Annotated in this window: 24 protein-coding genes and 1 pseudogene; 10 read left to right on the top strand and 15 right to left on the bottom strand. The window is 65.8% G+C overall.

Features of this window, described 5'->3' with window-relative positions; all coding sequences use genetic code 11:
* Positions 1-122 precede the first annotated feature (122 nt).
* A complete protein-coding gene (locus CCK87_RS16435) occupies positions 123-536 on the bottom strand; it encodes a MarR family transcriptional regulator (protein ID WP_086462502.1) in 414 nt (137 codons plus the stop codon).
* 50 nt (positions 537-586) lie between these two features.
* Here CCK87_RS16435 and CCK87_RS16430 point away from each other — a divergent pair, with 50 nt between their 5' ends.
* Positions 587-1363 carry an alpha/beta fold hydrolase gene (locus CCK87_RS16430; protein ID WP_086462501.1) on the top strand — a complete coding sequence of 259 codons (777 nt, stop codon included), beginning with the start codon at positions 587-589 and terminating at the stop codon, positions 1361-1363.
* Positions 1364-1368: 5 nt separating this feature from the next.
* On the opposite strand, the gene CCK87_RS16425 is transcribed toward CCK87_RS16430, so the two are convergent.
* Positions 1369-1554, bottom strand: coding sequence for a hypothetical protein (locus CCK87_RS16425; protein ID WP_140162907.1), 186 nt, complete (start codon positions 1552-1554; stop codon positions 1369-1371).
* Between the two features lie 314 nt (positions 1555-1868).
* Here CCK87_RS16425 and CCK87_RS16420 point away from each other — a divergent pair, with 314 nt between their 5' ends.
* Positions 1869-2213, top strand: a complete 345-nt coding sequence (locus CCK87_RS16420; protein ID WP_140162906.1) for a hypothetical protein — start codon at positions 1869-1871, stop codon at positions 2211-2213.
* Positions 2214-2321: 108 nt separating this feature from the next.
* Entirely contained in the window at positions 2322-2777 is a 456-nt protein-coding gene (locus CCK87_RS16415; protein WP_140162905.1) for a hypothetical protein, read from the top strand.
* A gap of 217 nt (positions 2778-2994) precedes the next feature.
* On the opposite strand, the gene CCK87_RS16410 is transcribed toward CCK87_RS16415, so the two are convergent.
* The 8 genes and pseudogenes from CCK87_RS16410 to CCK87_RS16375 form a co-directional block, all read right to left on the bottom strand.
* On the bottom strand, positions 2995-4056 hold the full coding sequence (locus CCK87_RS16410) for an ankyrin repeat domain-containing protein (protein WP_086462497.1): 1062 nt from the start codon (positions 4054-4056) through the stop codon (positions 2995-2997).
* A 239-nt stretch (positions 4057-4295) separates the two neighbouring features.
* A pseudogene (locus CCK87_RS16405) lies at positions 4296-4594 on the bottom strand (DUF2277 domain-containing protein).
* Between the two features lie 68 nt (positions 4595-4662).
* The gene (locus tag CCK87_RS16400) at positions 4663-5061 is read right to left on the bottom strand and encodes a DUF2256 and DUF3253 domain-containing protein (protein WP_249273952.1); all 399 of its coding nucleotides are present in this window, start codon (positions 5059-5061) and stop codon (positions 4663-4665) included.
* Positions 5062-5101: 40 nt separating this feature from the next.
* Positions 5102-5581: an SRPBCC domain-containing protein gene (locus CCK87_RS16395; protein ID WP_086462496.1), complete on the bottom strand. Its 480-nt coding sequence runs from the start codon at positions 5579-5581 to the stop codon at positions 5102-5104.
* Positions 5582-5632: 51 nt separating this feature from the next.
* Entirely contained in the window at positions 5633-6154 is a 522-nt protein-coding gene (locus tag CCK87_RS16390) for a putative immunity protein (RefSeq protein ID WP_086462495.1), read from the bottom strand.
* A gap of 68 nt (positions 6155-6222) precedes the next feature.
* On the bottom strand, positions 6223-7611 hold the full coding sequence (locus CCK87_RS16385) for an MFS transporter (protein ID WP_170927330.1): 1389 nt from the start codon (positions 7609-7611) through the stop codon (positions 6223-6225).
* A gap of 84 nt (positions 7612-7695) precedes the next feature.
* Complete coding sequence (locus tag CCK87_RS16380) at positions 7696-8235, bottom strand: TetR/AcrR family transcriptional regulator (RefSeq protein WP_086462493.1); 540 nt, start codon at positions 8233-8235, stop codon at positions 7696-7698.
* 27 nt (positions 8236-8262) lie between these two features.
* Positions 8263-8925: an NAD(P)H-binding protein gene (locus CCK87_RS16375; RefSeq protein WP_212638254.1), complete on the bottom strand. Its 663-nt coding sequence runs from the start codon at positions 8923-8925 to the stop codon at positions 8263-8265.
* An 85-nt stretch (positions 8926-9010) separates the two neighbouring features.
* On the opposite strand from CCK87_RS16375, the gene CCK87_RS16370 reads away from it, so the two are divergent.
* Complete coding sequence (locus tag CCK87_RS16370; protein ID WP_086462492.1) at positions 9011-9631, top strand: TetR/AcrR family transcriptional regulator; 621 nt, start codon at positions 9011-9013, stop codon at positions 9629-9631.
* On the opposite strand, the gene CCK87_RS16365 is transcribed toward CCK87_RS16370, so the two are convergent.
* Genes CCK87_RS16365 through CCK87_RS16345 form a run of 5 tightly spaced genes read right to left on the bottom strand, consistent with a single transcriptional unit; the run spans position 9628 to position 15003 of the window.
* Positions 9628-11436, bottom strand: a complete 1809-nt coding sequence (locus CCK87_RS16365; protein WP_170927329.1) for a HAMP domain-containing sensor histidine kinase — start codon at positions 11434-11436, stop codon at positions 9628-9630. The genes CCK87_RS16370 and CCK87_RS16365 overlap by 4 nt on opposite strands.
* Positions 11437-11494: 58 nt before the next feature.
* Complete coding sequence (locus tag CCK87_RS16360; protein ID WP_086462490.1) at positions 11495-12682, bottom strand: ABC transporter permease; 1188 nt, start codon at positions 12680-12682, stop codon at positions 11495-11497.
* A complete protein-coding gene (locus tag CCK87_RS16355) occupies positions 12675-13364 on the bottom strand; it encodes an ABC transporter ATP-binding protein (protein WP_086462489.1) in 690 nt (229 codons plus the stop codon). Before CCK87_RS16355 ends, CCK87_RS16360 begins: the two co-directional genes overlap by 8 nt.
* The gene (locus tag CCK87_RS16350; protein WP_086462488.1) at positions 13361-14404 is read right to left on the bottom strand and encodes a peptidoglycan-binding protein; all 1044 of its coding nucleotides are present in this window, start codon (positions 14402-14404) and stop codon (positions 13361-13363) included. The genes CCK87_RS16355 and CCK87_RS16350 overlap by 4 nt, the downstream gene beginning before the upstream one ends.
* Complete coding sequence (locus tag CCK87_RS16345) at positions 14401-15003, bottom strand: hypothetical protein (protein WP_140162904.1); 603 nt, start codon at positions 15001-15003, stop codon at positions 14401-14403. Before CCK87_RS16345 ends, CCK87_RS16350 begins: the two co-directional genes overlap by 4 nt.
* Positions 15004-15119: 116 nt before the next feature.
* On the opposite strand from CCK87_RS16345, the gene CCK87_RS16340 reads away from it, so the two are divergent.
* The 6 genes from CCK87_RS16340 to CCK87_RS16315 all read left to right on the top strand — a co-directional run bounded on the left by CCK87_RS16340 (position 15120) and on the right by CCK87_RS16315 (position 19765).
* Positions 15120-15803 (top strand): response regulator transcription factor, encoded by a 684-nt coding sequence (locus CCK87_RS16340; RefSeq protein ID WP_212638253.1) that lies wholly within the window; start codon positions 15120-15122, stop codon positions 15801-15803.
* Positions 15804-15824: 21 nt separating this feature from the next.
* Positions 15825-16136: a helix-turn-helix domain-containing protein gene (locus CCK87_RS18470; RefSeq protein WP_086462486.1), complete on the top strand. Its 312-nt coding sequence runs from the start codon at positions 15825-15827 to the stop codon at positions 16134-16136.
* A gap of 79 nt (positions 16137-16215) precedes the next feature.
* Positions 16216-16593: a DUF1801 domain-containing protein gene (locus CCK87_RS16330; protein ID WP_086462485.1), complete on the top strand. Its 378-nt coding sequence runs from the start codon at positions 16216-16218 to the stop codon at positions 16591-16593.
* Positions 16594-16811: 218 nt separating this feature from the next.
* Positions 16812-17510, top strand: coding sequence for a hypothetical protein (locus tag CCK87_RS16325; RefSeq protein ID WP_086462484.1), 699 nt, complete (start codon positions 16812-16814; stop codon positions 17508-17510).
* 320 nt (positions 17511-17830) lie between these two features.
* Positions 17831-18709 (top strand): EamA family transporter, encoded by an 879-nt coding sequence (locus CCK87_RS16320; RefSeq protein ID WP_086462483.1) that lies wholly within the window; start codon positions 17831-17833, stop codon positions 18707-18709.
* 120 nt (positions 18710-18829) lie between these two features.
* Positions 18830-19765, top strand: a complete 936-nt coding sequence (locus tag CCK87_RS16315; protein ID WP_086462482.1) for a phosphate/phosphite/phosphonate ABC transporter substrate-binding protein — start codon at positions 18830-18832, stop codon at positions 19763-19765.
* Positions 19766-19816: the final 51 nt, after the last annotated feature.

The raw sequence follows: 19816 nt of genomic DNA, 5'->3' as shown, positions 1-19816 counted from the left end.
GCCTCAGGATTCCGGAAACTTCGTCGTCATCGTCAACGGATGCAGGCGAGGCCGAACAGGTGAGCGGGCTTGGCAAAAAGAAGTAAAGCGTCAGGCGAGAAGAGGGTTCTTGGACCACGGGTCTACGGCTCCTGCACGAGCCTCCGCAGAATCCCCTCGAGCGTGGAGCGCTGCTCCTCGTCGAGCGGGGCGAAGAGGTCTTCGAGCACGTTCGCAGCGACGCGGTGCCCTTCTCGCAGCGCCTCCCGCCCCGCGTCGGTGAGGACGTGTTCGATGCGCCGCCCGCGCCCTGCGGCGCGTGAGATGAGCCCTCGGTCGACGAGTCGGTTGGCCAGCGTGCCGAATGCCTGGTCGCTCTGAAATGTCGCAACCGCCAGATCGTGACCGGATGCGCTGGGCATGCGGTCGATCGCGCGCAGGGCGTCCCACTGAACCAGGCTCACCCCGACCTCGCGCAGGGCGGCATCCATCGTGCGGTGATTGCGGTACTGCGCCTGCTTGATCGCCTGCCCCAGCGATTCCAGATTCGTCCTCATCGTGTTAGCGTATCAACACCAGTACATAAACATACTTAGATAGGCCCGTGATGACTCCCTCGCTCCCCCAGGACACACCCATCGTCGAGTCCGGCAATCCGGATGCGCGCACCTTGTTGCTGTTGCACGGCGGCGGCGGACCCCAAACCGTCGCGCCGATCGCGGGCCACCTCGCCGCGACCATGCACGTTCTGGCCCCGACCCACCCGGGATGGAACGGCACGAGCAGACCCGACGACATCGCATCCGTCGCCCAGCTCGCAACCGCCTACCTCGAAAACCTTCTCGAGCGTGGCGAGCGCGACGTCGTGGTGGTCGGGTCGTCGATCGGCGGCTGGATCGCACTCGAGATGGCGATCCAGTCCGCCGACGAGCGTTACGTCGGCCTGGTCGGCGCCGTGATCGACATCGACGGCGTCGGCGCTGTCGTCGAGGGCGAGCCGGTCGCGGACTTCTTTGCGCTCGACGCCCGCCAACTCGCCGAGGCCGCCTGGCACAACCCCGAGCTCGGCTACAGAGACCCCGCGGCGTTCACCGACGAGCAGCGCGCCATCCAGCAGTCGAACGGCCAGACCATGGCTGCAATCGCGGGGCGCGGCATGAGCGACGCGACACTCCTCGAGCGCCTCGACGCGATCACCGTGCCGACACTCGTCGTGTTCGGCGCCAGCGACCGCATCGTCACGCCCGCCTATGGCCCGGCTGTCGCCCGCGCCATTCCCGGTGCGGAGTTCGCCGTCGTCCCAGACGCAGGACACCTCCCCCACCTTGAGGCCCCGGAATCGACCTGGGCTGTCATCGACCCGTTTGTGAACCGCATCCGGTAAGCGGGTCAGCGTCGATGCGAGCGTCGCACCATGAAGATCACCAGCGCGGCCGCGGCCGCCAGAAAGATGAGTCCGACGGGGAGCGCGTGCAGTGTCATCGTGAGAGCAGGAACAACGACAGCGAAATACAGGCCCAATCCGGCAAGAACAACGAGGGCTGCAACCTCCAGTGGCGAGGTCTTTGTCTTCATCTGAATCACCATCCTTTGTCGCTATCACGATCGAACTACCTACGACGCTAGCAACTGGCCCGCGCTACCCAGTCGCAGTACCGGGCCGCGCGACCGGCCCGCGCGCAGTATTCCGCTTCTGACATCGACGGCGTTCCGTCGAGATCGAGCCCTCGAACGGCTCGATGAGGATACAAAGCGCCCGCCGAGCCATGGCGTATTGACAGGCCAACAACTTTCACGCCAGCATGAGCCAACCCCACTGCCGACCGATTGGATCTCCGATGGTACGGCGAATTCGCATAGGCGCAGCGCTCACGCTCGTTTCCGGACTCGTGGTCGGACCCGCCGGCTGCTCGGATGTGATGGATCTCGATCCGCCGAGTCGGATTCTTTACGAGGGGCCCTACGAAGAAGCCGTCGTGCTGTGCGCACAGAACACGCTGTCTTTCGCCGATGTCACCGACCATCAAGGCTACTACTCAGAGGTATTTGACGTCGTTGTGCGCGCACCACGTGAAGACGCAGAATTCGGCATGTACTGGGTCAGTGGCACGTCGAAAAATTTCCCCATGAAAGGTCCCGAATTATTTCGAGACTGGATCTGCGAACTGAGAACCACGGGCAAGAAGCTGGGCGCACCGACGGTCACCCAGTTCGACGTGTACGAAAAGAAGTAGTCGCGGAACGATAGGCGCGGATTCTCCCGCTTGAGCAGGCGAGCCGCGCCCACCTCCATCCCGGCCGCATGGGCCGCGGCGACGCCCCGCCGACCATATGCTGTGCGCGTGACCTATCCGAAAGCCGTACGAGACCTCGACTACTTTCGTGGCACGACTCAGCTGTCTGCAGTGCCGGCTCGGCTTACCTGGACAGGCGATGATCGCCTTCGCCTCGAAGCGCTCGACACGGCGGGCGCGCCCATCGAAACACTCTTCGAGGCCGCGATACGCGACGTGGCGATCGGAGGCGGGTTCACGACGCCGAGTTTCAGCGTGGCAGGTGCCGGGTATCGAGTCGACTTCTCGATGGCCGCGCGCACCGGATCATTCAGCGCCGCGTCAACGTCAGGTGTCGCCCAGTGGATGCACGCTTTGCGCGCAGCCGGAGCCAAGTCCCACTACTGGAGTGCGACTCGCATCGCCGTCTGGTCGACTGCCTCCACTATCGGCTTCGTCATCCTTCTTTTTCTGGCTCTTGTCATCAAGGGAACCATCGACGGCACATTCGAGTTGCCCAGCTAAGCGGCGATCAGGATCGGGAGGATCACTCACGACGAAGTGTGCGAGCCGAGCCCGTCGCGGAGTGCGACGAGGTGAGCACGGCTGAGATCGGATGCGGCGCTTGAGTCGCGAGTCGCGATCATCGCCTCGCGGCTGCGCTCGGCGAAGGTGTCGAAGAGAACGATCGGGGTCGGGAGAGTTCATCCGCCGACCATCGCAGGCAGGCCCGCGCCTTGAGCTATCGCCGGTACTTCGGCGTGATCAACGGGATCGGTTGCGGGTTCTCGCGCACCCACCTCACCGCGTACTCCGACAGCATCGCATGATCGACGGCGAGCCGCTTCCTCCCCTTGAGAAGCCTCGTTGCGTTTCTCGCTGCCTTGAGATCGGCGGCGGGGAGCGGTGTCGATGAGCTCAGGTACTCGGGCAGAGCGTCCGCCATCCGCTGGAAATCGCGATCCCAGTTGCCGCCGCCGTTTCGATCGAGCTCGTCTGAGATTCGTCCTGTGATGCGAATCACTTCGCCTTGTACCGTCGCCGCCGGTCCCTGCGAGGGAACGAGCAAGTCCCACAGCTCCCGGTGCTGTTGCTGCCAGGTCGACCCTGTCACCACGATGTCAGAAGATCCGTCATGCATGCGCCTTCGCTGAACCGGCGAGGCCTTCAGCAACTCGTAGATCTTCTGCAGACCCGCGTCAGCTTCAGCCAACTTGTCCCGGTTGAAATTGTCACGATGGAACTCGAATTGCTTGCCGATCCGCGCTGCGTCAGCACGCAGATCTTCGCTGAGCACAGCACCGGCCGCAACGAGAATCTCAAGAATCTCGGCGGTCTCTGCGATGCTGGCATTTTCACAGAGCTTCACAGCAATTGCAGCAGGCGTGAGGCCACGTTGAGCTTCGGCCGACACATTCGCGCCGCGCTCGACAAGTAATCGCACGTTCTGCGCACGGTGCCTACCCGCCGCTATGTGCAGGGCCGTCTCACCATGCTTGGTCACCGACTCAATGTTCGCGCCGAGGTCGAGCAGCAGCCCTGGCTGTCCGTTCCATGCTCCTGCGTGTCGATGCAAAGGGGTCATACCGCCCGAGTCGACCGCTTCGACATCGGCACCATGATCGACAAGCCAGCGGGCGACGGTTGTAGGGCAGTTGGCAAAACCAAGAGCTGTGCTCTTCCAATACCCGCCCCGCGCATCGACCTCACAGGTGTCGAACACGGCGAGCACAGCTGCCTCGTCGCCCTCAGCCAGAAGGTCTTCAAAGTTCTTCGGCAGAGTGGAGCTTGACTGTTGCACCATGTGGAGATCGTAACTGGCCGCCGAGGTGGGCCCGAAGTGAACCCATGCCGGGCGCGATGCGTCTGAAAGTTAAATGCGTGCGATACGTGTTGACTGCCGATCATGAGATTCCAAAGCGTGCCCCATTTGCACTCAAGCCTGGCGACATCGTTTAGGTGGGAGACCGGGACACAGAGTGGCCCGCTTTCGTGCTCGTGACGGCACCGAGTGACCGAGAGTCACGCGGGTAGTCGCACCCGCTAACCGGTCGCCGTGCGGATGCGCACCTCGCGTTCCATGCGCTTCTCATGTCGCTCGCGTCCCTTCACCGCCTCGAGCTCCCTGCTCTTCGGAGGGGCGTTCGTCACCAGTCCGTCGAGCAGTCGCCGCGTCGCGTCTGCGATTTCGTCGATGGCGCACTCGAACGCCTCGGTGTTCGCACGTGAGAGGGGTGGGTGGATCCGCTGACCTTGCGCACGAACTGCAGCGCCGCCTCGCGCACCTCGTCGTCGTTGGTCGGGGGTTCAAAATTGTGGAGTACTCGGATGTTCCTGCACATGCGAGCGAGATTACTCCTCAGCGCGAGCGACTTCGAGGGGCCCGCACGGCATCCGGCACGATGATCGACTACCGGCGCAGAGCCGCTCGAATACTGAACGGCCGGCGCACCAAGCCTGGGTCGATGGCACGTCCGTTCTGAACGATGTCGACCTCGCCGCGGTGTGCGAGCCGTCTTGCCGCGCGGCGGGCGGGTTCGTAGAGCGACTGCCAGTCGTCGGGCGCCACGGTTCGTGCCACGACCTCAGGGGTGACGGGCGCATCCTGACGCTCAGACGTGAGGCTCACGATGACGGCCTCGAGCCGCTTGTCGGTCTCGTTCACGCCTCGGCGCCGGCAGGCGTCGGAGCAGTACTTCACCTCGGCCCAGTTCTGGGCCCACTTCGCTCTCCACTGCATCGGCCGGCCGCAGGATGCGCACACCTTCTCGTTCGGCTCGTTCTGCAGGGCGGACTGACGGTGCGGCACGTTTCTATTCTGCCAACCAGAGCGTCGCCGCGGTCGCGAACTAAACGGGGTCGACAGCTGTCAGCGCGCGGAACGTGTCGTGCAGTTTCCAGAACTGCGAGATGGGCAGTGGGTCACCCTCGACGGCGGCTTCGAGAAACGTCAGATGGGTCATCCACCCCGCCTCGTACGACTTCTCGAGAGAGCCGAGTTGCGAGTGAACGAGGTGCAGGACCGCGCCGTCGTCCGCGCTCTCGAGCGTGATGGACAGCCGTGAAGGCGCCTCGTCCGGAAACTCCCACGTCAGCTGCAGTCGATGCGGTTCCTCAGCGTCGAGAATCTCGCTTCGAGAAAGCGTGTCTCCACCATGGTCGACCACGAGCAGGCCGCCCTTCCTGATGTCACACGCGACCGCTTCACCCAGCCAGAAGGGGAGCATCGTCGGGTCAGTCCACGCCGACCACACACGTTCGGTCGGTGCCGCAAGCGACCAGGCCAGGGAGACGACACCGCCAGAGCAGCTCGTGGAGGAGAGGGGCATTGCGCATCCATTCTCTCGATCGTCAACACGGCCGACGCTATCAGCGCTGATCTACAGACCCGCCTGAATCAGCCGGATGTTCTCGCCGAGAACTCCCGACGCCAAGAGTCCGGCGCCGAGCGGGCCCGACGAATCCGTGCCGAGCAAAGGCAGTTGTCGCAGCGCCGCACGCACCGGCTCGCTCATGTGCTCGAGTTGCCAGGCGATCTCAGCCGCGCCACCGGCATCCGGGTCAGCAAGACCAGCAGCCTTCGCGGCGTAGGCGGCCGCGCCCAGCGCGTGCGCGCCCATGTGAACGACACCGGATGCCTGTCCGGCCGACCACGCTGCGGCTTTCGCCGCGGGCGAGTTCACCACCTGCGCCGCGCGGTTGGCCACGAGGCGCCGCCGGATCTCGCCGGCCGTGTCGAGCTCGCCGCGAGCGTATGCGCGCGCCCGGGCAATCGCATCCCGCGGCCTGTCTTCGTCGGGGGCCTCCGCCTCGAACAGAGGCAGAACGCGCTCGGCGCAGTCGGCGGCCCAGGCTGCGACAAGTCGACGGTCACTCTCGGTTAGCGATTGGGGAGAAGCCATAGCAGAACTGTGGCACATCTGGGCGGACACAAGCGGACTACGACCCCTCGCGTGGATGCGGACCCGGCTCACCGTCTCGAGGGGATCACGATCGCGGTGACCGCCGCGCCGACAGCCAGGATGGCCGCCCCGATCCAGGTCGCTGCCTGCAGTCCAGCAGCCGTGGCTTCGACTCCGTGCAGGGTGGATGTCGTTGTCGTCCACGTCGCGAGCCCCACGAGCACCGCGAGTCCGAGAGCCGTTCCCACCTGCTGGATCGTGGACATCAGCGCGGAAGCAACACCCTGCTGATCTGGCGGCACACCGGCTCCTGCCGCGGCGAACAGCGTGGCAAATCCCACGGCCTGTCCGATCCCGAGCAATGCGGTCCACGCGACGACGACCCACAGAGGTGCGTCCGCGTGCAGCGCGGAGGCGAACCCCGCGTTGCCGACCGCCGCAATGAGGAGCCCGACGATGAGTGCACCGCGCACTCCAAGCCGGTTCAGCGCTGCTTTTGCGAGATTCGATGCCAGAAGCGCCGTCACTCCCCAGGGAAGGAACGCCAACCCGGTGAGCAGCGCCGAGGCACCGAGCACGCTCTGGGTGAAGACCGTGAACACGTAGTAGCTAGTGCCGATGGAACCCATGAACAGAACCATGGCGATCAAAGAACCGGTGAGAGTCCGACTACGAAACATAGTCAGCTGCAGCAGCGGATACCGTGCAGTCTTCTCTCGCACGACGAACGCGATCAACAACAGGATGCCGGCAACCCCCGAGACAAGGACGCTCGCGTCGATGCCGCGGTTGGGTAGCTCCGCGAGGGCGAAGACGATGGCCGCGACTCCGAGCGCCGCAAAGATCGCGCCCGGAAAGTCGAGCGATCCACGATTCGCCGGGCGCTCCTCACGGGACGTCGCGCGCCACGCAACGACGAGCCCGATCAGCGCCAACGGAACGAGGAGGAGGAAGATCGCCCTCCAAGTGAAGAACGCCATCAGAACTCCGCCGAGCGCCGAGCCGAGCGCGAGTCCCACCGCTCCCGCCGACGACCAGATCGCCAGGGCGCGGAATCGTGCGGGGCCCTCGTCAAAAGAGACCGCGATCGTTGCGAGTACGGCGGGCGATATGAGCGCGCCACCCGCGCCCTGCAACACGCGGCCGATGAGCAGAACGGCCGCGCCCGGGGCAAGAGTCGCCACCAAGGAGCCAGCAGCGAACAGCGCGAGGCCGAGCAGGATCATCCGGCGCGGGCCGAACACATCACTCAAGCGGCCGCCGACGAGCAGCAAGCCGCCGAAAGCCAGCGCATAGGCGCTCACCACCCACTGCAGCGCAGACTCGCTCATTCCGAGTTCGGCTCCCATGTCGGGGAGGGCGACGAGCACGATGTTGTAGTCAACGGCGAGCAGAAACTGTGCGAACGCCAGCACAGGCAGAAGCAGCGGATGCCGTCTGGTCAGGATTTGAGACAAAGGAAACACCTTTCAAATAGAGTGGTAAATCACTCACTAAAACGATGAAGAACTATGGGGTCATCGAAGGAAGGAAATGCGCCGCTAGTGAGGCAGGAGGCGTTGCAGCGCCCCGCCCTCAACGTCGGCGCCGATTCCTGCGGATCGCAGCGCATTCGCATACTGCGACCAGGCGAAGTAGGAGCGGATCTCCTCATCATTCAAGCCGCGCGAAGAGAGGTAGTCGGCCTGGTCGCTGTAGCACTGACGCACAGCCACGCCGATGGGCTCGACATTCGACGCCGCCGACGCGTGCAGCAGAACCTTGCCGGCATCGCTGCTGCCGGTGCGCTCTGTCGAGCTCGGAGAAAGAAGGGCCTGCAGTGCATCCTCGCGAGGGGTTTCCGCGAGGATGCGGTCGATCTCGTCGCGGAAGAGATTGTGAATCTCGCCGATCACCGCGACGAACAGCTCCTCTTTGTTCGCGAAGAGGCGATAGAGGTATGCCTGAGAGATGCCCGCGTCGCGCGCGATCTCAGTGGTGTTCGTTCCCCAGTAGCCAGTGCGACCAAAGGCCTGCGTGGCCGCCGCGAGCACGTCCGCTCGTCGGGCGTCAGCGGTACTGAGGATGCGTTCTTTAGACATGTGAGTAATCTACCACTCATTGAACGTCTACGCATCAGACTCGTAGGCGCGGACCGCTTCGACGATGGGCACCTGCCCTTCATTCAGCTCGAGGATCTGCCTGTCGATGGTCGAATCGAACACCAACTCCTCGAGAACAGCTGCCACGTCGTCGCGGGGTATTTCGCCGTGCTCCTCGGCGGGGCCTAGCGAGACTTTTCCCGTTCCAGAGTCATCGGTCAGCAGGGATGGCCGGAGGATCACCCAATTGATGTCTCGACGGGTCAATCGAACCTCCGCTCTCTTCTTGACCGCGAAGTAGTGCTCCTCGTCGTCACTGAGCGAACGCTCACGCCACGCCTCGGGCAGAACGGATACAAGGATCAGTCGCGTCGCCCCGACATGCTCGATCGCCTCCGCTACACGGCCGAGAGCGACGAGGTCGATGTCATCCGTCACGCCCTGGGGGCCAGCGTTCGAGCCCGCCGCGTAGACGACCACATCGCAGTTCGTGATCATTGCCTCGAGCTCCTCTGTGGTCGCGGTTGTGAGATCACCGACCACTGTCGATATCTCGGCCCCCTCGAGAGTCGCGGCTTGCTGCGGCGTGCGCACCAGGCCAGAAACAGGCACCTCCTGAGCCCTGAGCCGTTTCGCAAGAAGTCGACCGACCCTGCCCGTGATGCCGAAGATGAAGACGCGCGGAGCCACGGGTCGTCCTGCTGATCTATCCAATGCCTGTCTCCGTTTCGTTAAGCTACCTTTAGTAGAAACAGTAACCTACCAAAGGTAGCTAATGACCATCGAAGCAATTGCGTCGCACGAGGAACCGCCAAAGCGGCGTCTCTCCTGGCAAGCTCGCCAAGAGGATCTGCTGGAGAAGGGGCTCTCCATCGTGCGGGAGCTGGGGGTGGACGCCTTGACGCTCGGCGCTCTCGCACAGCAGGCAGGAGTGTCGAAACCTGTTGTCTACGATCACTTTGAGACTCGTTCGGCATTGTTGACCGCCCTCTACCGCTGGGTCGATGCGGAACGAAAACGGGCGTTCCAAGACGGGATGGCCCAGGGTGATCTCGCATACGAAGCGACGATCGACGCTCTCTCCTCCACGTACATCCGGTGCGCGACCGATGCGAGCAGTGAGTTCTTCGCGATCGGGGCCGCGATGAGCGGCAACGAAGAGCGGGCGCGCATCTATCGTGAGCTCGTAGACACGGGAGTGCAGATGTTCGAGGCCGTTCTTCGACCTCATGTGCGTATGCCCGATTCGGAGCTGCAGCTTTTCTGCGTTGCACTGGTGGGCGCTGGAGAATCTCTGTCGACCTCGGTTCTCGAAGGAGCAACCACGGAGGCCGACGCTATCGCGACGTACTCCCAGCTGATCGCGCAGGCAATGAACCATTCCCTCGTGCGCTAGGCACGGGGTACGCGCACAGGCAGCGACACCTCGAAGCGACTGCCCTCGCCGAGGGCGCTCTGGGCCTGCAGCGTTCCGCCCAAAGCCTCGGCTAGACCGCGGGCGATCGAGAGCCCGAGGCCGGTGCTCTGTCCTGCGCGCACCCGAGACGGCTCGCCGCGCCAGAGCCGATCGAAGACGTGGGGCAGGTCTGCCGCAGCGATGCCTTCACCGGTGTCGACCACGGCGATACGCACGGTGCCGGCATCCGTCGTCGCTTCGAGGTCGACGCGCCCGCCGGCCGGAGTATGCCGCAGTGCGTTCGAGAGCAGGTTGTCGAGGATCTGCCGCAAACGGGCGGGGTCGGTCTCAAGCGGAAGCGACTTGGGAGCCTCGACGTTCAGCGCGACACCCGAGGTCGTCGCGTGGGCCCGGTAGGCCTCGGCGAGCTCTCGCACGACCGCAGCCGCGTCGCTCGCCCTTCTCTCCAGCACGAGGTCTCCCGACTCTGCGAGTGCGAGAAGTTGCAGATCGCCGGTAATCCGCTCCATGCGCCCCGCCTCGTCGAGCACCAGCCGACGGAGGGCCGCATCGTCGAGGCCGAGCCCATCGTCTGCTGCCTCGACCCATCCGCGGATGTTCGTGAGCGGGCTGCGCAGCTCGTGGGCGATGTCGCCGAGCAGCCGTCGGCGTGACGCTTCGTGTCCGGCGATCTCGCTCGACATACGGTCGAATGCGGCACCGACGCCGGCGAGATCGTCGCGGGCATGCAGCCCCGTGCGGGCCGCGCGGTCGCCCGCACTGAAGCGATCGACGGCGGTCTCGAGTCGGCGCGCGCTGCGCAGGGTCGGCACGATGATGAGCGCCGCCGCTGCCGACAGAAGTGCCAGCAGCACCACGATGAAGACCGCGACACGGGCAATCGACCCAGGGCTCGCGTCGAGCGGGCCGCGCGCGTCGCCTCGCGGGTCGGTGAGCACGAGGTTCACGGCGGGCGCCGTCGTCGCTCTGGACTGGTCGACGCGCGCCTGCAGGAGGCAGTCGTCTACGACGTCGTCGCCTGCCGGCACGGTGCGCAGCGCGAGATGCGCGGGGGCGCTCGATAAAGAGAGGTCGAGGTCGACGTCGGAGACGAGAGGTGCATCTGCGGCGAGCAGGCAGGCGTTCGTGCGATCACGGAGCTCGTCGAGGGCGGTTCGCTCGCTCGGCAACAGCGTGTTCAATGCGGCACGGCCACAATCCGGCGCATCGTCGTAGCCGTTGACCACGGGGCGACCCGTCGCCCACACCGCCGTTCCCACGGTCGCATCACCCAGACACTCCACCACCGCGCTCGCCTGCCAGGTGAGTTGCTCACGTTGCGCCTCATCAAGCGAAAAGGGCCCGCTGATGCCGTCGCTCAGCTGCAATTCAAGCGTCTCGGAGTCGGCACGTGGTTCGAGCGGGTCGAGCAACCTCGTGGAGTCCGCCGGACGGGGCAGGCCGGGCGCGGTGTCGGCGATCACCGCTCCCGTGCCGTCGATCAACGCGATGCGGCGCCCCGTCTCGTGACTGAGCTCAAGAAGCATGGGTCCGACGTCGCGCCAGTCCGCGTGGCTGCCGGCCCAGGTGGTGAGCGCGTCCACCACCTGCTCGTCTCGCGCGAAATCAGCATCGGATGCCTGCTGGTCGTAGCTGAACTCCGAGGTCTGGGCGAGCCAGATGGTTCCGCCCACCGAGGCGAGTACGAGCAGCAAGCCAGCCGCGAGGTAGCGAGCGAGCATCCGGGGCATGCGTCGAGCACCCTCTGCTGAGCGTCTCGTCGTTGTGCCCATGTCGTATGCCATGCTCTCATCGTCCTGCGTCCCTACACGCATCCGCCCTCGCCGTAGCCGCATTGCGCGCTCAGGTCGCCGCGAGCGCCGCGGTCGGCGACTGCCGAGCGGCGCGCACGGAGGGTGCGAGTCCAGCGATCGCGCCCGTGCCGAGAGAGGCGGCCATGCCGACCAGCACCGTCTGCACCGGCACCACCAACGGCCAACCCTGATAGCCGCTCCAGGCGGCAGTGCCCAGCAGACCGAGTAGCACCCCTGCTGCCCCGCCCAGCGCGCACAACACGATCGCCTCCACCAGAAACTGCGCCTGGATCTGACCGCGGTGTGCGCCGAGTGCGCGGCGCAGTCCTATCTCTCTGCGTCGTTCGAGCACGGAGACGAACATGGTGTTGGCGATGCCGATACCCCCGATCACGAGCGCGACCGCAGCAAGAGCGAGAAAGAGACCGTCGAAGCTGTCGCGGGCAGCAGCTTTGGCCGCGAGCACGGCGGAGGGCTGGCTCACCTGCACGAGCCCGCTCGCTTTCGGGGAGAGAGTCGCCGCGACGATGGGACGCAAGGCTTCTATCGAGGACTCGATACCGGTGACGTAGGCGGCGGTGGGCACGCCATCGAAGCTGAGCCAGCGCCGCGCGGCAGCATCGTCGACCAGAACCGCCGACTGCAGATCGGCGGAGAGCGGGGTCTTAGCGAGCACCCCGACGACCGTGAATGCGACACCCCCGATATCGATCGCCACCGGCCGATCAGGGAGTTCAGACAGGCCGAGTCGTTCGGCCGCCTCGACGCCGAGCACGGCCGTCGGCAGGTCGCTGCCGTCGAGCCAGCGACCAGACGACACGTCGGCTCGCAACACTCCCACGAGGTCGCCGCGAACGGCGAGGGTGGTCAGGCCGCTCTCCGGGTAGCTGCGCAGCTCGTTGCTGCGCACAGGGGCGTGCGTGTTGCCGACGGATGCGGCACCGGTCACGGTTCCGATTCGCTCCAGCATGCCGACGGCCTCGGCAGGAAGCGGCACGAGTGCACCGTCGCCTCCTGTCCTCGGATCAGCGCGCAACAGGTCGGCGCCGAGCGCGGTGAGGGTTTTGTCGAGTGCGGCCTGCGAAGACGCGGGCACGGCGGTGACGGCCACCAACGTGGCGATGCCGATGGCGACGCCGATCGCCGAGAGCACCGCACGCAGGGGTCGAGTGCGGAGCCCGACGGTGCCGACCTCGAACAGATCGCGAATATCGAGGCGGGGGCGACGCTCATGCATGAGCCACCGCCTCGGTGTCGGTGACGATCCGTCCGTCGAGCAGCTCGACGCGCCGCGGCAGTCGTGCGGCGAGCTCGACATCGTGCGTGATGACGACGACAGTGGTTCCCTCGTCGTGCAGTTGCTCGAGTAGAGCGAGCACGCGTTCTCCATTCGCCGTATCGAGAGCGCCGGTCGGTTCGTCTGCGAGCACAACGAGCGGGTCGGTCACGATCGCCCGCGCGATGGCGACCCGCTGGCGCTCACCGCCTGAGAGGTCCTGCGCCGCGTGCCCGATGCGGTGACCGAGCCCGACGCGCTCCAGCGCTGCACGCGCGAGACCACGGCGCTCGCGCCGGCGCACACCGCTGTAGAGCAGGGCGGTGGCGACATTCTGCTCGGCGGTGACGCCGTCGGTCAGATGGAAACTCTGAAAGACGAATCCGATCGTGCTGCCCCGCAAATCCGACAGCGCTCGATCCGAGAGCTCGCGAGTGTCGACGCCGCCTATGCGCACCGTCCCCTCTGTAGGCCGGTCGAGGGTGCCGAGAATGTTGAGCAGCGTCGACTTGCCGGCGCCGGAGCGTCCGACGATCGCAAGCAGCTCCCCCGCGTCGACCTGCAGGGAGACATCGTCGAGGGCGGCTACACCGCCGGGATGGATGCGGCTGACGCGGTCGAGCTGGAGCGCAGGAGTCGTCATCGTGCCGACACCACCGTCATGCCGGCATCGATTCCTGCGCCGCGCACCTCGACGCGATCATCGGCGATGAGACCGAGCTCGACGCCATGAAGCACACCCCGCTCGTCCTGCAGCGCATAGCCGCCTTCCGCGAGCGCCACAAGCGAGGCCACGGGTGCGATCAACACATCTTCCACCGTTCTGGTCACGACACGCACTGTCACGGCCGCAGCATCCACACCGTCGAGCGCAGCCTGATCATCGATCGCGACTACCGCATGGACTTTGGCCTCGACGCCCTCGCCCGTCGTCGTCACCGTAACGAGGGAACCCTCCACGGTGCGCCCGTCTGGCAGTTCGACCGTCGCCCTGGCCCCCACCCCGATGACCCCGGCATCCTGGGCCGGCACCGATGCCTCGACGATTCTCGTCGTGGCCGTGACCGTGAACGGCTGACCGGATGCCGCATCGCCCGGGCGAGCGGACACGGCGGCGATGCGGCTCGGCGCGCTCAAGACGATCACGTCGGCGGGGCCGAGCACGCCCGTGCGCTCCAGGCCGAGTGACTCCTGCCAGTCCCGCACGGCCTCGGCGAACTGCGGCCCTGTAACGAAGGCCGCGGGGTCGCTGTGACGCAGCTGTCCGAGCTCCATGAGGTTCGCGGCGACCATGCTGACGTCGGCGCCCTTGAGCCCGGATCCGTCGACCGCTCGGTATAGCGGCACATCGCCGATAAGCACCGGCACCGCGCGCTCATTCGCGCGCAGTGCCACCGATCCGCGATCGAACTGCTCGCCGACGGCGGGCAGTTTGGTGATGACGCCTTCGGCCTTGACTGTCACCGGCACTGCCGGGCCGAAGCCGATGGCGCCGTCGAGGCGAGCGGACTGCGTGAGCGTGCCGCGCTCGATGACGACGGTGACCGGAGCAGCCGCTTTCTCGACGGGGGCAGCGTCGTCGGCCGGGTGGAGCAGCAGAACAGCTGCGCCGCCGCCCGCAGCCAAGGCCAGGCAGAGCGCGAGCGTGCTGACGAGCGCCGTGCGACGTCGCGACCGCGTCACGGAGCGACCTCTTCAGACGCGGCTGCCATGCAGGCATCGGTGTGCTGCATGCCCAGCGAGATCGAAGAGGAGTCGTTGCTCTCGCCGCCAAGCAGGATGCCGATGCGACCGAACTGATCAGCCTCGCCGATCTCGACCTCACGCACGCCGTGCTCGCGCAGGCAGTCCACGACCTGCTGCACGAACCGCAGCGCATCGGGGTTCTGCGCATCCAGCTGCCACGGGGGCAGCGGAGCCAGGCGCGAGCAGATCGCCTCCGCCTCTGCATCGCCCGCGGCCGCGCTGCTGCCGCCGCCTCCCTGCTCCGAGGTGCCCTGCGGCGCGGAGGTGTGGTCGGCGACACAGCGATCACGCGGCTTCCATGCGGCCTCTCCCTCTTCGTCTGTCATGTCGAGGCGCTCCCGAACGGGCTCACCGTACTTGGCGAAGAGCGGATCGGCGCTCGCAGTCGGCGCCGGACTCCCGGTCTCGAGCGTGGCGATCTTCGAATCGCCGCCCTTGCCTTCTTCATCCGCAGGGGCAGCGCACGCGGCAAGCATCGCCAGCAGTGCAAGGCCGCCCGCTGCGGCTGTCAGGGATCGGTGGGTTATACGAAACACGGTTCCTCCTCAGGTCGAGAGTGGCTGTGATCCACACTCGCCGCCGAATGTGAGGGACTTGTGAGCGATCGGTGCAGAGCCCGACCGCATGTCTGTTGCATGCATAGGATCGGAGCGTGACCAGAGTCTTGATCGTCGAGGACGATGTGCTGCAGTCCGAGCTCATCCGCCGCTACCTCGAACGAGAGGGGCACGACGTGACGGTTCTGGCCGACGGCCTCGAGGCGCTCTCCGAGGTACGTCGCTCCGCGCCCGACCTGCTCGTACTCGATGTGATGCTGCCCGGCGCCGACGGCCTCACAGTGTGCCGCACACTGCGCGAGGAGCAGTACGAACTGCCGATCCTTCTGCTCACCGCCCGTTCCACCGAGAACGACCTCCTTCTCGGGCTCGAGCTCGGCGCCGACGATTACCTCGCCAAGCCCTACAGCCCCCGAGAGCTCGTTGCGCGGGTTCGTGCACTTCTGCGACGGGCCCGCCGAACTGCTCCCGCCTCCAACGTGATCACGGTCGGCGACCTCGAGATCGACCCAGAGCGACGTCAGGCGACGATCGCCGAACGGTCACTCGACCTCACCCGCGCCGAGTTCGACCTGCTCGAGGAATTCGCGGTGCACCCCGGGATCGTGCTCAGCCGCGCCAGGCTCCTTGATCGACTCCACGGAACTGACCGCTGGATCGGCGGCCGCACCATCGACACGCATGTGAAGAACCTCCGCGCGAAGATCGAGGATGACCCGCAGAGCCCCGCTCGACTCGTCACCGTCTACGGGGTCGGGTACACGCTCCAAGCGGGCTGAGCTGCACACGCCGAGCTTCGACTGGCCACGCAAGAGCGAGTACTCACCGCTGCCGACAGCCTCTTCCGCGAGCGCGGATTCGACGCGACGACCATTCGAGACATCGCCGAGGCCAGCGGCGTGAGCGTCGGATCGGTCATGGCGTCAGGCGACAAGAACTCTCTGCTGGTTCAGGTCTTCGACTCCCTCATCGAGAAGGGCCATGCCCAACCAACCACCCACCGTCGTGGGCCGCACATCAGGGCGCGCAACACCACACAGGCATTCTGGCTGAACTGCCTAGGAATGCTCGCGTTCTCTGTCGCCGTACTCGTGCTGTCTCTGACGCTCTAGCGTCGGGGCATCTGACTCGCCTGCCGAGTCTCCCCAGAAATGTGGCCCAGAACTCGCCGCACCCCAATAAGGTCATCCCATGGCATCACCCGAGGTAGACCAGATCATCGCCGCATTTCCCGACTGGCGCGGCGACACGCTCTCGCGCATCCGGAACCTGATCGTCGAGGCGCTGCCCGACGTGACCGAAGAGGCCAAGTGGAAGAAGCCCACCAACCCGCTCGGCGTCGCCACCTGGAGCCTCGGCGGCCTCATCTGCACCGGCGAGACCTACAAAGACAAGGTCAAACTCACGTTCCCGAAGGGCTCGTCGATCGACGACCCCGCAGGGCTGCTCGCGGTGGGCGCGGGCGTGCGTCGCGCCATCGACATCCGCGAGGGCGAGACACCGGATGCGGATGCGTTCCGCGCCGTGATCCGCGCGGCGGCGGCGCTCAACACTGCTCCGAAAGCCTGAGCCCGCGGCTCGCGCCGCTCTAATTCAGGAGAAACGGCTGGAATCGGGAAGTTCTGCACGCAGACCCTCAACATTTCCTGCATTAGTGCGGGCTGAGCCGCGAGAGGTCGATTCGAACGCCGCAGCCCCAACTGGCCCCAGCGGGGCGTGGTTCGCGGGGAGGTCGCTTTCTAGGCTCGATTGTGCGCCGTAAGCTGCCAATCGAGAAGGAGCCCTCCATGACTGATGACGAGCGTCCTGCGATTCTGCCGCCGGCCACCTCGGCAGATCTGCCGACCGCTGACGAGGCGATCGCAGCGCTGTCTGATCGCGCCGGGGCGTTCTACAGCGCGCTGATGAACGAGCACTTCGTGCTCGAATCGGCGCGCAGCATCACCGTGAGCGAGGCCAGCAGCCGAGCCGCCCTGTACCTCACGACGCTGTCGAGCAGCCTCGTCGCCTTCGGCTTCCTCGCCCAGACGGACTATGCGCTGGGGTTCCTCATGGTGATCATCCCGGTCGTCTTTCTGCTCGGCATCTTCACGTATGAGCGACTCGTCGAGACCTCCCTCGAAGACGTCGCGGCCCTCGACTCCATCCAGCGCATCCGCGCCGTCTACTCCACGCTCCTGCCGGGGGCGGCGAAGTACTTTCCCCGCCCCGTCGGCCCGCACGCACCCAACGAGATGCTGCCCATCGGCCGCCGGCATTCCTGGATCGGAGTGTTCTTCACGACGGCCACGGCCATCGCAGTGGTGAACTCGATGGTGGCTGGCGCGGGCGTCGCGATCATCATCGTGCAGTCCACCGAGCAGGCCACGCCGTCGATCCTCGTCGGGCTGGGAACCGCCGCGCTTCTCGCCGTTCTGCACGGCCTCTACCAGGAGTACCGCTACGCAGCCCTGCGCCGCTTCCTTCACTCGGAGCCCCACGACTGAACGCGCCTCGCCTGCTCTATTTCAGGAGAATCGGCCGGAATCGGATGCTTCTGCACATCGAGAGACGGTTCTTCCTGAGTTGGAGCGTGGCGCCCTGAGCCACTGCACCCCCAGCCACTGCACCCTGAGCCGCCCAACCCCCAGCCAGACACTTCGGTCTGCTACGGTCAGCCGCGATAGCGCCTAGGGTTCCGGAGCAGCACGCTCGCCTGGTCCGAGCGGCGCCACGGTCGAAGCCCATGCAACGACCGTCATCTGACAGGACAAAAGCCCGGAGGACCCTGCTTTGTCGCGCCTGCGACAGGTAGAAGGGTCTGCCCGTGTCTTCGTTCGCCGTCTTCCTCGTTCTCGCCGCCGCCGTCTGCCACGCCGCCTGGAACATACTCGCGCACGGCGTCAGCCGCATCGGCCTGCCGTTCCTCTGGTGGTCCGCGGTGTTCAGCACCGTGCTCTGGGCCGGGGCCATTCCTTTCACCGGCGGGCTGGGCACCCCGGACATCGGCGCCTTCCTTCTGGGAGTCGGCGTCTCGGGAGTGATGCACGTGGCCTACATGCTGGTGCTGCAACGCGGCTATGCCGTCGGACGACTCTCGACCGTCTACACGACAGCGCGGGGAACCGGGCCGACGATCAGCGTGGTGGTGGCCGTCGCGTTTCTGGGCGAGCGCCCGTCGTGGGTCGCGCTGGTCGGAGTCGCGGCCATCCTGCTCGGCGTCGTGACCGTCGGGCTCGTCGACCGCGAGCGGGGCGAGAGCCGGATGCCCGGGGCACGTCGGCGACTCGACCCCGGCATCCTCTTCGGCCTGCTCACCGGCGTCGCCATCGCGACATACACGATCTGGGACGCCCACGCGGTTCGCGAGCTGGGCCTTGCGCCCGTGGCCTTTATGGTGGGCTGCACGCTGATCGAGATTCCGATCTACACGGCCGCGCTCGGTCGTCGCCGTCGTGAGCTCGCCACCGTGTTCCGACAGCACTGGCCCCGACTCGTCGCCTTCGGCGTGCTCTCGCCACTGTCGTACATCCTCGTGCTGGTGGCGATCACCATGGCTCCCGTCGCGCTCGTCGCCCCGATGCGCGAGATCAGCGTCATTCTGGTGAGCCTCTTCGGCGTGGTCGTGCTGCGAGAAGGGCGAGCCGGATGGCGAATCGCTGCCTCCCTCGTCGTCGTCGCGGGCGTTGTGCTGCTCGCGATCTGAGAGGTGGGCACGAGATAGGCATACAACACATGAACTTAAGCTGAATTGGGCTTACTTAGGTATATTTGTTTTCCGCTGCATGACACGATTCTGGCGTCCCGTTCTCACCGAAAGGCCGTCATGAAAATCCGTCGTTCACCGCTCGCGACCGCGCTCGCCGGCGTCGTGCTCCTCACCGCCACGCTCGCCGGCTGCGCGTCACCTGCCGCGTCATCCACCCCCTCCACCGACGACGCCTCGGGTGCGGGCACCTACGCCGTCGACGAGAACACCCTGGTGTTCGGCGTCGTTCCCGACTCGGTCGACACCCAGACCAACTACCAGCCCCTCATGGACTACATCGCCCAGGAGACGGGCAAGAAGGTCGAGTACCACGAGTCCACCGACTATGCCGCGCTGATCGAGGCCGCCATCGCCGGCCAGATCGACGTCGCCAGCTTCTCCGGCTTCACCTACGTCACCGCCTCGAACAACGGCGCAAAGCTCACCCCGATCTCGTCGATCGTCACCAAGGAGGGCCAGGAGCCCGGCTACTACTCGCAGGCGATCGTTCCCAAGGGCAGCTCCATCACTGACCTCGCCGGATTCAAGGGCAAGAAGGTCTGCTTCGTCGACCCGTCGTCGACCTCGGGCTACCTGTTCCCGAGCTACAACCTGCTCGAGGCCGGCATCGACCCTGAGAAGGACGTCACTCCGGTGTTCGCCGGCAAGCACGACGTGAGCGTCACCAAGGTGGGCGAGGGCACCGAGTGCGACGCCGGCTTCGCCGAAGACAGCGAGGTCGCCAAGTCCGACAAGGTGACCGTCATCGCCCAGACGATGGTGCCCGGAGCTCCGATCGTTATGTCGAGCACGCTCCCCACCGATGTGCAGACGAAGCTCACGAAGACGCTCTCTGACGTCACCATCGACCAGATGATCAAGTCGGGCGTCAGCTCGGCCGACTCCGACGGGTTCCGCAGCGTGTTCTACGAGACCAAGCCGGTCGACGACACCTACTACGACACCATCCGCGACATCTGCGACAAGACCAAGGCGAAACAGTGCCAGAGCTGACCGAGCGCGACGCCTGAGACCGAAACCCGCTGACGAACCCGATCCGGAGAC

It is taken from the genome of Agreia sp. VKM Ac-1783, assembly GCF_900177765.1.
Lineage (GTDB): Bacteria > Actinomycetota > Actinomycetes > Actinomycetales > Microbacteriaceae > Agreia.
The sequence above is the reverse complement of the archived record's forward strand: the minus strand, read 5'-3'. Positions and strand labels throughout refer to the sequence as shown.